The following is an 11,286-nucleotide window of genomic DNA, read 5'->3' as shown; positions in this document are numbered from 1 at the left end:
CCAGCGCGGGGCAAGCCCGCTCACCACAACAAGCCAGCTCAACACATTTACAGTCGCAACCGCTTACACGGTATGCAGGTACCAGTTGTACTCAAGGTCGGAGATGGAGTGTTCAAACTCTTCCAGCTCACTTTCCTTACAGGCGACGAAGATATCGATGTATTTAGGATCGATGTACTTGGCCATCACCTCGCTGTCGTCCAACTCGCGCAGGGCATCGCGCAGGTTGTTCGGCAGGCTCTGTTCGTTCTGCTCGTAGCTGTTGCCTTCCACGGGGGCGCCAGGCTCGATCTTATTGGTCAGGCCGTGGTGCACGCCTGCCAAGACCGAAGCCATCAGCAGGTAAGGGTTGGCGTCGGCGCCGGCCACGCGGTGTTCGATACGTACGGCATCGGACGAGCCGGTCGGTACGCGGATCGCCACGGTGCGGTTATCCAGGCCCCAGCACGGCGAGTTCGGCACGTAGAACTGTGCGCCGAAACGACGGTAGGAGTTGACGTTGGGGCACAGGAACGCCATTTGGGCGGGCAGGGTCTCGAGCACACCGCCGATCGCGTGACGCAATGCGGCGTTCTGCTCGGGATCCTCGCTGGCAAAGATGTTCTTGCCGTCCTTGTCCAGAATGGAGATGTGTACGTGCAAACCGTTGCCTGCCTGGCCTGGGTAAGGCTTGGCCATGAAGGTGGTGTCCATCTCATGGTCGTAGGCGATGTTCTTGATCAGGCGCTTGAGCAGTACCGCGTAGTCGCAAGCCTTGATCGGGTCGGCGACGTGGTGCAGGTTCACTTCGAACTGCGCCGGGGCACTTTCCTTGACGATGGCGTCGGCCGGGATGCCTTGCTCCTTGGCACCTTCCAGGATGTCCTGGAGGCAGTCGACGTATTCGTCGAGGTCGTCGATCAGGTAGACCTGTGTCGAGTGCGGGCGTTTGCCGGAGATCGGCGAGCGGGGCGGTTGCGGGCGGCCGTTCACGTTCTCCTGGTCGATCAGGTAGAACTCAAGCTCGAAGGCGGCGCAGATGGTCAGACCGAGGTCGTCAAATTTGCTTACAACTTGGCGGAGCACTTCGCGCGGATCGGCGAAGAAAGGTTCACCTTCAAGTTCGTGCATGGTCATCAGCAGTTGCGCGGTAGGGCGCTTTTGCCACGGCTCATTGCACAGGGTGTCGGGGATCGGATAACAGATTCGGTCAGCATCACCGATGTCCAGGCCCAGGCCGGTGCTTTCCACCGTAGAGCCGTTGATATCCAGGGCAAATAAAGAGGCAGGCAGGTTAATGCCCTTCTCGTAAACCTTGTGGAGGCTGGTGCGTTCGATGCGCTTGCCGCGCACCACACCATTCATATCCGCAATTAGAAGGTCTACGTACAGAACCTCAGGATGATCCTTAAGGAACGCGTTCGCTTCGTTAAGCTGAACGGCACGCGGGGGTACCGACATGATGCAACACCTTTGTTGTTAAAAATATCAATCATTGATCTTTTCTGGTTTCAGTCAACCCGAACGGCATGCCGAAGTCAAGCGAGGCCTTTTTTGCCCTAAAAAAGCGCTGCGATGGCTTTTTTGGGGCTTTTTGGGGCGGTTTTTCGGGTTTGATGGACTTGGGACTAGCAGGCTTGAGCGGCCCGTGTTGTATTTTTTACGGGGGTGTTGTGTAAAAAAATGAACAAGGCTAAGCTCGATTCAAACCCATAACAGCAATAATACCGGGGTGCTTCATGTTTCACCTGCCGCCCAACGGCGTCTTGGCCTGCTTCAGCCAGGCTGTGTCATCCGTCCATTCCTCCCGCGTGAATGCCTGCGCACCGGCCATTATTCTTGACGCCCGGGCCGACCTCTTTTTTGCCTCCTCATTTGCCACCGAACGGCCTGCGCCTCGCATGCTGCTCAAGATTGCGCACAACTTTGGCGTGAGGAATGCAACGCTGCAGCAAATGGCAGGTAAGCTCCTACCCTGAATGAAAAAACGACGCGGATGCTGCGTCAACCAACGCCTGGCCTTTAATGGACGCCAGGAAACCCAGCCCAGAGGCATTTATGAGTAACAACCTCGACCAGCTCACCGATTGGTTGAAAGACCACAAGATCACAGAAGTCGAATGCATGATTGGCGACCTCACCGGCATCACCCGGGGCAAGATCTCGCCGACCAACAAGTTCATCGCCGAAAAAGGCATGCGCCTGCCCGAGAGCGTTCTGTTGCAGACCGTGACCGGCGACTATGTCGAAGACGACATCTACTACGAATTGCTCGACCCGGCCGACATCGACATGATCTGCCGCCCCGACCAGAACGCGGTGTACCTGGTGCCTTGGGCCATCGAGCCTACCGCCCAGGTGATCCACGACACCTACGACAAGCAAGGCAATCCGATCGAGTTGTCGCCGCGCAACGTGCTCAAGAAAGTCCTCAAGCTCTACGCCGACCGCGGCTGGCAGCCCATCGTGGCGCCGGAGATGGAGTTCTACCTGACCAAACGCTGCGAAGACCCGGACTTCCCGCTGCAACCGCCGATTGGCCGTTCCGGTCGCCCGGAGACTGGTCGCCAGTCCTTCTCTATAGAAGCCGCCAATGAATTCGACCCTTTGTTCGAAGACGTTTATGACTGGTGCGAACTGCAGGAGCTGGACCTCGACACCCTGATCCACGAAGACGGCACCGCGCAGATGGAAATCAACTTCCGTCACGGCGATGCGCTGTCCCTGGCCGACCAGATCCTGGTGTTCAAGCGCACCATGCGTGAAGCCGCGCTCAAGCACAACGTAGCCGCCACCTTCATGGCCAAGCCTATGACCGGCGAGCCCGGCAGCGCGATGCACCTGCACCAGAGCATCATCGACATCGCCACCGGCAAGAACGTCTTTTCCAATGAAGACGGGACCATGAGCCAGCTGTTCCTCAACCACATTGGTGGCCTGCAGAAATTCATCCCTGAATTGCTGCCGCTGTTTGCCCCCAACGTGAACTCGTTCCGCCGCTTCCTGCCCGACACCTCGGCGCCGGTCAACGTGGAATGGGGCGAAGAAAACCGCACCGTCGGGTTGCGTGTTCCGGATGCCGGCCCGCAGAACCGTCGTGTGGAAAACCGCCTGCCGGGCGCCGACGCCAACCCATACCTGGCGATTGCCGCCAGCTTGTTGTGCGGCTACATCGGCATGGTCGAAGGCCATAACCCGAGCGCGCCAGTGGTGGGTCGTGGTTACGAGCGACGCAACCTGCGCCTGCCGTTGACCATCGAAGACGCCCTGGAGCGCATGGAAAACAGCAAGACCATCGAGAAATACCTGGGTCAGAAATTCATCACAGGCTACGTCGCGGTCAAGCGGGCCGAGCATGAAAACTTCAAGCGCGTGATCAGTTCGTGGGAGCGGGAATTCCTGCTCTTCGCCGTCTGATGCGCCGGGCGCACGGGGCAACCCGCGCGCCCTTCACTGAAAAGTCTAGGAGATTGGTATGTCCAGCAACAACCCGCAAACCCGTGAATGGCAAGCCTTGAGCAGTGAGCACCACCTGGCGCCGTTCAGCGACTTCAAGCAATTGAAAGAGAAAGGCCCGCGCATCATCACCAAAGCCCACGGCGTTTACCTGTGGGACAGCGAAGGCAACAAGATCCTCGACGGCATGGCCGGCCTGTGGTGCGTGGCGATCGGTTACGGTCGCGACGAACTGGCTGACGCCGCCGCCAAGCAGATGAAAGAACTGCCGTACTACAACCTGTTCTTCCAGACCGCTCACCCGCCGGTGCTGGAACTGGCCAAGGCCATTTCCGACATCGCACCCGCCGGTATGAACCACGTGTTCTTCACCGGTTCCGGCTCCGAAGGCAACGACACCATGTTGCGCATGGTTCGCCACTACTGGGCGATCAAGGGCCAGCCGAACAAGAAGACCATCATCAGCCGCAAGAATGGCTACCACGGCTCCACAGTAGCCGGCGCCAGCTTGGGCGGCATGACATATATGCATGAACAGGGCGACTTGCCGATCCCAGGCATCACCCACATCGCCCAGCCGTACTGGTTTGGCGAAGGCGGCGACATGAGCCCCGAAGAGTTCGGCGTGTGGGCCGCCAACCAGTTGGAAGAAAAGATCCTGGAACTGGGCGTGGACAACGTCGGTGCCTTTATTGCCGAGCCGATCCAGGGCGCCGGTGGCGTGATCGTACCGCCGGCCACCTACTGGCCGCGCATCAAGGAAATCCTCGCCAAGTACGACATCCTGTTCATCGCCGACGAAGTGATCTGCGGTTTCGGCCGTACCGGTGAGTGGTTCGGTAGCGACTTCTACGACCTCAAGCCGCACATGATGACCATCGCCAAGGGCCTGACCTCGGGCTACATCCCCATGGGCGGCCTGATCGTGCGCGATGAAGTGGTGGACGTCCTTAATGAAGGCGGTGATTTCAACCACGGTTTCACTTACTCCGGTCACCCGGTCGCCGCTGCGGTGGCGCTGGAAAACATCCGCATCATGCGCGATGAAAAAATCGTTAACCGTGTCCACGACGAAACGGCACCGTATTTGCAGAAACGTCTGAGGGAATTGGCGGATCATCCGCTGGTGGGCGAAGTGCGTGGCGTGGGTATGCTCGGTGCCATTGAACTGGTGCAGGACAAAGCCACCCGCAAGCGTTACGAAGGCAAGGGCGTCGGCATGATCTGCCGTACGTTCTGCTTCGAAAATGGCCTGATCATGCGCGCCGTGGGCGACACCATGATCATTTCGCCACCGCTGGTGATCAGCAAGGCAGAAATCGACGAGCTGGTGACCAAGGCTCGCCAGTGCCTGGACCTGACTTTGGCGGCATTGCAGGGCTAAGTGCTAGGCTCAGAACGCAGCGGCTTCGGGCGCTGCGTCTGAGTGGTTATAAAAATGGGGGCATTGGTTGAAAGCCGGCCCTCGAACTTGCCAGACTGTCGCCCTGTTTTGTTGCCCTTTGGCTGGGCCTCGAAACATATGAAGCTTGTGGCCCAAAAAAGAAAAAATTGGAGCATCACCAAATGAAGGCATTAGGTTTGAAGAACACTGGCAAGACCCTCCTCGCCTTGTCCCTGATGGGCGCAATGGCGGGCGCGGCCCAGGCTGACGATAAAGTGCTGCACGTCTACAACTGGTCCGACTACATTGCACCGGACACCATCGCCAACTTTGAAAAAGAGTCCGGCATCAAAGTGGTGTACGACGTTTTCGACAGCAACGAAACCCTGGAAGCCAAGTTGCTGGCAGGCAAGTCCGGTTACGACATCGTCGTACCGTCGAACAACTTCCTCGCCAAGCAGATCAAGGCCGGTGTCTACCAGGAGCTGGACAAGTCCAAGCTGTCCAACTACGACAACCTGAACAAATCCCTGCTCAAAGCCGTGTCGGTCAGCGACCCGGACAACAAGCACGCCTTCCCGTACATGTGGGGCTCGATCGGCATCGGCTACAACCCGGAGAAGGTCAAGGCTGCGCTGGGCGTGGACAAGATCGATTCGTGGGACGTGCTGCTCAAGCCAGAGAACATCGCCAAGCTGAAAAGCTGCGGCGTGAGCTTCCTCGATTCGCCAACCGAAATGCTGCCGGTGGCGCTGCATTACCTGGGCCTGCCGACCGACACCCAGAAGAAGGCCGACCTGAAGCAGGCTGAAGACCTGTTCCTGAAAATCCGTCCTTCGATCGGCTACTTCCACTCGTCCAAGTACATCTCCGACCTGGCCAACGGCAACATCTGCGTGGCCGTGGGTTACTCGGGTGACATCGAACAGGCCAAGTCCCGCGCGGCTGAAGCCGGTGGCAAGGTCAAGGTGGCCTACGACATTCCGAAAGAAGGTGCTGGCAGCTTCTTCGACATGGTCGCCATCCCTAAAGATGCCGAGAACGTCGACGCCGCGTACAAGTTCATGAACTACCTGCTCAAGCCGCAAGTCATGGCTGAAATCACCAACAGCGTGCATTTCCCGAACGGTAACGAGAAAGCCACCGCACTGGTCGACAAAGAAATCACCAGCGACCCGGGCATCTACCCGCCAGCGGACGTACAGGCCAAGCTCTACGCCATTGCTGACCTGCCGGCTGCTACTCAGCGTGAAATGACACGCAGCTGGACCAAGATCAAGTCCGGGAAATAACCGGTCTTTGTTAACCACCGCGCCTGGCGCGGTGGTTATCGAAACAATTAAATGACAGAAAGTTTTGCCGGATCGGTTTATCGAGGGTAAGTTGCGCGCCGGTTTTGTTGCCGGGCAACAACTTTGGGCCCAACTATTTAAGAGGACCTCCACTTGCCAATTTCTTTATTTCGCAAAGCCATGCTGGTGGGTGCAGGTCTCACGCTGACGTTGAGCGTGCAGGCCGCACCGACGGTGCATATTTATAACTGGTCGGATTACATCGGCACCGACACCCTGGCCAACTTCGAAAAGGCCAGCGGCATCAAGCCCGTGTATGACGTGTTTGACTCCAACGAAACCCTGGAAGGCAAGCTGCTGGCCGGGCGTACCGGCTACGACGTGGTGGTGCCGTCCAACCACTTCCTGGGCAAGCAGATCAAGGCCGGGGCGTTCCAGAAGCTCGACAAGTCATTGCTGACGAATTACGCCAACCTCGACCCGGCGCTGCTTAAGCGCCTGGAAAAGAATGACCCCGGCAACCAGTACGCCGTGCCGTACCTGTGGGGCACCAATGGCATCGGCTACAACGTCGATAAGGTGAAGGAAGTGCTGGGCGTCGACCATATCGATTCCTGGGCGGTGCTGTTCGAGCCGGAGAACATGAAGAAGCTGGCGACCTGCGGCGTGTCATTCATGGACTCGGCGGACGAAATGCTGCCGGCGGTGCTCAACTACATGGGCCTGAACCCCAACAGCACGAACCCGGATGACTACAAGAAGGCCGAAGAGAAGCTGCTGAAAGTGCGGCCGTACGTGACCTACTTCCATTCCTCCAAATACATTTCTGACCTGGCCAACGGCAACATCTGCGTGGCGGCGGGTTTCTCCGGCGATGTGTTCCAGGCCAAGGCCCGTGCGGCCGAGGCTGGCAAAGGCGTGAACATCGCCTACACGATTCCCAAAGAAGGCGGCAACCTGTGGTTCGACGTGCTGGCCATCCCCAAGGATGCCACCAACGTCAAAGAGGCCCATGCCTTCATCAACTATTTGCTGCAACCTGAGGTGATCGCCCAGGTCAGTGATTACGTCGGTTATGCCAACCCTAATCCAGGGGCGGACAAACTGATGGAGCAATCGATACGCACGGACGAAGCGGTTTACCCACCGCAGGCGGTACTCGACAGGACCTTTGTCAACTTCGAGCTACCCCCGAAAGTGCAACGTTTGATGACCCGTAGCTGGACCAAGGTCAAGACGGGCAAATAAAGCTTTAACGCTCAAACTATCCTGGGTTCGCCTGCATCGGGCGAACAGCAATTTTGTTGGGAGTTTCGTAAATGGCAGTTGCCTCCGGCGCCTATAAGAAAGCCCTCGAAGGGGACCAGACACCGAAGAAGGTGCTGGTCAAAATCGACCGGGTCACGAAGAAGTTCGACGAGACGATTGCCGTGGACGATGTGTCCCTGGAAATCAAGAAAGGCGAGATCTTCGCCCTGCTCGGCGGTTCGGGTTCGGGCAAGTCCACCTTGCTGCGCATGCTCGCAGGTTTCGAGCGTCCGACCGAGGGGCGCATCTACCTCGACGGCGAAGACATCACTGACATGCCGCCCTACGAGCGGCCGATCAACATGATGTTCCAGTCCTACGCCTTGTTCCCGCACATGACTGTGGCGCAGAACATTGCCTTTGGCCTGCAACAGGACAAGATCCCCAAGGCTGAGGTCGACGCCCGCGTGGCCGAGATGCTCAAGCTGGTGCAGATGAGCCAGTACGCCAAGCGCAAGCCGCACCAGTTGTCTGGTGGCCAGCGTCAGCGTGTGGCCCTGGCGCGTTCCCTGGCCAAGCGCCCGAAACTGCTGCTGCTCGATGAGCCCATGGGCGCCCTCGACAAGAAACTGCGTTCGCAGATGCAGCTGGAACTGGTGGAAATCATCGAGCGCGTCGGCGTGACCTGCGTGATGGTGACCCACGACCAGGAAGAGGCCATGACCATGGCCGAGCGCATCGCGATCATGCACCTGGGCTGGATCGCGCAGATCGGCAGCCCAATCGACATCTACGAAACGCCTACCAGCCGTCTGGTGTGCGAGTTCATCGGCAACGTCAACATCTTCGACACCCAAGTGGTGGATGACGCCGAAGGCCACGCGGTGCTCAAGTGCGCTGACCTCGACCGCGACATCTACGTGGGCTACGGCATCGCCACGTCGGTGGAAGACAAGTCGGTGACCTACGCGATCCGCCCGGAAAAACTGCTGGTCACCACCGAAATGCCGACCTGCGAACACAACTGGTCCAGCGGCAAGGTGCACGACATCGCCTACCTGGGCGGCCACTCGGTGTTCTACGTGGAGCTGCCGAGCGGCAAGCTGGTGCAGTCCTTCGTCGCCAACGCCGAGCGCCGTGGCCAGCGGCCAACCTGGGGTGACCAGGTCTACGTGTGGTGGGAAGACGACAGCGGCGTGGTACTTCGCTCATGAACATGAAGAAGCTCAAGCGCCGCCTGCAACGAATAACGCCCAGTGGCCGTCATGCGGTCATTGGCATTCCCTTCCTGTGGCTGTTCCTGTTCTTCATGCTGCCGTTCTTCATCGTCCTGAAGATCAGTTTTGCCGAAGCCGACGTCGCGATCCCGCCGTACACCGAGATCTACACCTTCGTTGAGCAGAAGCTGCAGTTGGTGCTCAACCTGGGCAACTACGCGATGCTCGGTGACGACGAGTTGTACATCGCCGCGTACCTGGGCTCGCTGAAAATGGCGTTCTTCAGCACGCTGCTGTGCCTGCTGATCGGTTACCCGATGGCCTACGCCATCGCCAGTGCACGCAAAGAGATGCAGACCGTGCTGGTGCTGCTGATCATGATGCCGACCTGGACCGCGATCCTGATCCGCGTGTATGCGTGGATGGGCATCCTCAGCAATAACGGCTTGCTCAATGGCTTCCTGATGTCCATCGGGTTGATCAACGAGCCGCTGCAGATCCTCAACACCAACATCGCGGTGTATATCGGCGTGGTCTATTCGTACCTGCCGTTCATGATCCTGCCGCTGTACGCCAACCTGGTGAAACACGACCAGAGCCTGCTGGAGGCCGCTTCCGACCTGGGTTCGAGCACCTTCAACAGCTTCTGGAAGATCACCGTGCCGCTGTCCAAGAACGGCATCATCGCCGGTTGCATGCTGGTGTTCATCCCCGTGGTGGGCGAGTTCGTGATCCCGGAACTGCTGGGTGGCCCGGAAACCCTGATGATCGGTAAAGTGTTGTGGCAAGAATTCTTCAATAACCGTGACTGGCCGGTGGCCTCTGCCTTGGCGGTGGTGATGCTGGCGATCCTGATCGTGCCGATCATCCTGTTCAACCGCAGCCAAGCCAAAGAGATGGAGGGCAAGATATGAAGCGCTTCAGATTCTCCAGCTTTATGCTGGTGGCGGGGTTGTTGTTCATCTACCTGCCGATGCTGATCCTGGTGATCTACTCGTTCAACGAATCCAAACTGGTGACAGTGTGGGGCGGTTGGTCGATCAAGTGGTACGTGGGCCTGCTGGACAACACCCAGTTGATGGGCTCGGTGGCACGCTCCCTGGAAATCGCCTGCTACACGGCGGTGGCTGCGGTGGCGCTGGGTACGTTGGCGGCGTTCGTGCTGACGCGCATCAGCCAGTTCAAGGGCCGCACGCTGTTCGGCGGCCTGGTGACTGCGCCGTTGGTGATGCCGGAAGTGATCACCGGTCTGTCGCTGTTGCTGCTGTTTGTGGCCATGGCGCAGATGATCGGCTGGCCCCAGGAGCGTGGCATCGTCACCATCTGGATCGCCCACACCACGTTCTGTGCGGCGTATGTGGCGGTGGTGGTGTCGGCGCGTTTGCGTGAGCTGGACCTGTCGATTGAAGAAGCGGCAATGGATTTGGGCGCGCGGCCGTGGAAGGTGTTCTTCCTGATCACCATCCCGATGATCGCGCCGTCGTTGGCGGCGGGCGGCATGATGTCGTTCGCGCTGTCGCTGGATGACCTGGTATTGGCCAGCTTCGTGTCGGGGCCGGGTTCCACCACCTTGCCGATGGAAGTGTTCTCGGCGGTGCGCCTTGGGGTGAAACCCGAGATCAACGCCGTGGCCAGCCTGATCCTGTTGGCGGTGTCGCTGGTGACCTTCCTGGTGTGGTTCTTCAGCCGTCGAGCTGAAGAGCACCGCAAGAAAGCTATCCAGCAAGCCATCGAAGAAGCGGCGGCGGATGGTTGGCAGCAGCCGGACAAGCGTCGGGCGCCTGCACCGGTCTAACGGGCGCAACGCGGTAAAAAATGTGGGAGCTGGCTTTTGTGGCGAGGGAGCTTGCTCCCGCTGGGGTGCGAAGCGCCCCTAAAAGCCGACGACTGCTGCGCAGTCGAACGGGACGGTTCGACGATTCGACAAGCTCCCTCGCCACAGCAAGCCCGCTCCCACATTGGATTGCATTTCAGGTCAACTATGCAGTCCACGGTGATTTGCGGATGACGTCCACAAAATTCATCGGCTTGAACCCCGGCTCCTGATCCACCAGCACATCCGTCTTCACGTTGCCAAACGTGGTCTGCGGACGATGGCGCAAGCCGTCGGCAAACGCGCAGATGATGCACTCCTTGAACCCTTCACCACGTGGATGCGCATGCACCACGGCTTCGCGCTGCACGGTGGAAAATGCGGCGTAGTCCATGCCCAGCACGTCCATTTCTACACCGGCCGTCACCAGCGCCACGGTCGGACGCAGATGCTGCGGCACGCCCGGTGTGGTGTGCAGGGCGATGGACAGCCACACCTGTTCGATATCGTCATCGCTCAGCCCGTAAGGCTTGAGGAAGGCCGCCGCCGCGTTGGCGCCGTCGACTTCAAAGCGTTCGTTGTCACTGCGATGGCCTTCGACCAGGCCCAGGTCATGGAACATCGCGCCGACGTAGAGCAGCTCCGGGTTGTAGGCGAGTTGTTTGCGTTCGCCGCTCAACGCGCCGAACAGGAATACCCGGCGGGAATGGTGGTAGAGCAGGTCGGATTCGACGTCGCGGATGTATTCGGTGGTGGCCTTGGCCAGGGCGCTGTCCGGGATCTGGATGCCGGCGATGGTGGTGCTCATGGTCGTTCTCCTCAACAAAGCGCCGGGGGTGGCGCCGATGAGACCAGTCTGGTCGCGTGCCCGCGAAGGGGCTATGGCGGCGAGGATGC

10 protein-coding genes are annotated in these 11,286 nt (G+C 59.0%); 8 read left to right on the top strand and 2 right to left on the bottom strand.

Going from position 1 to position 11,286, the window contains the following annotated elements:
- Positions 1 to 63 precede the first annotated feature (63 nt).
- Positions 64 to 1,440: a glutamine synthetase family protein gene (locus HX823_RS05535; RefSeq protein WP_003213894.1), complete on the bottom strand. Its 1,377-nt coding sequence runs from the start codon at positions 1,438 to 1,440 to the stop codon at positions 64 to 66.
- A 278-nt stretch (positions 1,441 to 1,718) separates the two neighbouring features.
- Here HX823_RS05535 and HX823_RS05530 point away from each other — a divergent pair, with 278 nt between their 5' ends.
- From HX823_RS05530 to HX823_RS05495, 8 genes are all read left to right on the top strand, one after another.
- Positions 1,719 to 1,958 carry a hypothetical protein gene (locus HX823_RS05530; RefSeq protein ID WP_133075502.1) on the top strand — a complete coding sequence of 80 codons (240 nt, stop codon included), beginning with the start codon at positions 1,719 to 1,721 and terminating at the stop codon, positions 1,956 to 1,958.
- Positions 1,959 to 2,037: 79 nt separating this feature from the next.
- Positions 2,038 to 3,396, top strand: coding sequence for a glutamine synthetase family protein (locus tag HX823_RS05525; RefSeq protein WP_028618371.1), 1,359 nt, complete (start codon positions 2,038 to 2,040; stop codon positions 3,394 to 3,396).
- A gap of 58 nt (positions 3,397 to 3,454) precedes the next feature.
- Positions 3,455 to 4,819 carry an aspartate aminotransferase family protein gene (locus HX823_RS05520; protein ID WP_177074324.1) on the top strand — a complete coding sequence of 455 codons (1,365 nt, stop codon included), beginning with the start codon at positions 3,455 to 3,457 and terminating at the stop codon, positions 4,817 to 4,819.
- Between the two features lie 197 nt (positions 4,820 to 5,016).
- On the top strand, positions 5,017 to 6,111 hold the full coding sequence (locus tag HX823_RS05515; protein ID WP_038850721.1) for a polyamine ABC transporter substrate-binding protein: 1,095 nt from the start codon (positions 5,017 to 5,019) through the stop codon (positions 6,109 to 6,111).
- A gap of 153 nt (positions 6,112 to 6,264) precedes the next feature.
- A complete protein-coding gene (locus HX823_RS05510) occupies positions 6,265 to 7,359 on the top strand; it encodes a polyamine ABC transporter substrate-binding protein (protein WP_177074323.1) in 1,095 nt (364 codons plus the stop codon).
- Positions 7,360 to 7,430: 71 nt separating this feature from the next.
- Entirely contained in the window at positions 7,431 to 8,573 is a 1,143-nt protein-coding gene (locus HX823_RS05505; protein WP_033897564.1) for an ABC transporter ATP-binding protein, read from the top strand.
- Entirely contained in the window at positions 8,570 to 9,490 is a 921-nt protein-coding gene (locus tag HX823_RS05500; protein ID WP_016979002.1) for an ABC transporter permease subunit, read from the top strand. The genes HX823_RS05505 and HX823_RS05500 overlap by 4 nt, the downstream gene beginning before the upstream one ends.
- Positions 9,487 to 10,371 carry an ABC transporter permease subunit gene (locus HX823_RS05495; RefSeq protein ID WP_003195236.1) on the top strand — a complete coding sequence of 295 codons (885 nt, stop codon included), beginning with the start codon at positions 9,487 to 9,489 and terminating at the stop codon, positions 10,369 to 10,371. The genes HX823_RS05500 and HX823_RS05495 overlap by 4 nt, the downstream gene beginning before the upstream one ends.
- Before the next feature lie 184 nt (positions 10,372 to 10,555).
- Here the strand turns inward: HX823_RS05495 and HX823_RS05490 are convergent, their stop codons facing one another.
- On the bottom strand, positions 10,556 to 11,197 hold the full coding sequence (locus HX823_RS05490) for an HD domain-containing protein (RefSeq protein WP_038850703.1): 642 nt from the start codon (positions 11,195 to 11,197) through the stop codon (positions 10,556 to 10,558).
- Positions 11,198 to 11,286 lie beyond the last annotated feature (89 nt).

It is taken from the genome of Pseudomonas sp. P7759 (assembly GCF_013386445.1).
Lineage (GTDB): Bacteria > Pseudomonadota > Gammaproteobacteria > Pseudomonadales > Pseudomonadaceae > Aquipseudomonas > Aquipseudomonas azotoformans_A.
Note: the sequence above shows the minus strand (reverse complement) of the source record. Positions and strands in the feature narration are given on the sequence as shown.

Excerpts from the sequence above, each read along its gene's own strand:
- HX823_RS05535 (WP_003213894.1), bottom strand. The coding sequence starts at position 1,440 with ATGTCGGTACCCCCGCGTGCCGTTCAGCTTAACGAAGCGAACGCGTTC.
- HX823_RS05520 (WP_177074324.1), top strand. The coding sequence starts at position 3,455 with ATGTCCAGCAACAACCCGCAAACCCGTGAATGGCAAGCCTTGAGCAGT.
- HX823_RS05505 (WP_033897564.1), top strand. The coding sequence starts at position 7,431 with ATGGCAGTTGCCTCCGGCGCCTATAAGAAAGCCCTCGAAGGGGACCAG.
- HX823_RS05525 (WP_028618371.1), top strand. The coding sequence starts at position 2,038 with ATGAGTAACAACCTCGACCAGCTCACCGATTGGTTGAAAGACCACAAG.
- HX823_RS05530 (WP_133075502.1), top strand. The coding sequence starts at position 1,719 with ATGTTTCACCTGCCGCCCAACGGCGTCTTGGCCTGCTTCAGCCAGGCT.
- HX823_RS05490 (WP_038850703.1), bottom strand. The coding sequence starts at position 11,197 with ATGAGCACCACCATCGCCGGCATCCAGATCCCGGACAGCGCCCTGGCC.
- HX823_RS05495 (WP_003195236.1), top strand. The coding sequence starts at position 9,487 with ATGAAGCGCTTCAGATTCTCCAGCTTTATGCTGGTGGCGGGGTTGTTG.
- HX823_RS05500 (WP_016979002.1), top strand. The coding sequence starts at position 8,570 with ATGAACATGAAGAAGCTCAAGCGCCGCCTGCAACGAATAACGCCCAGT.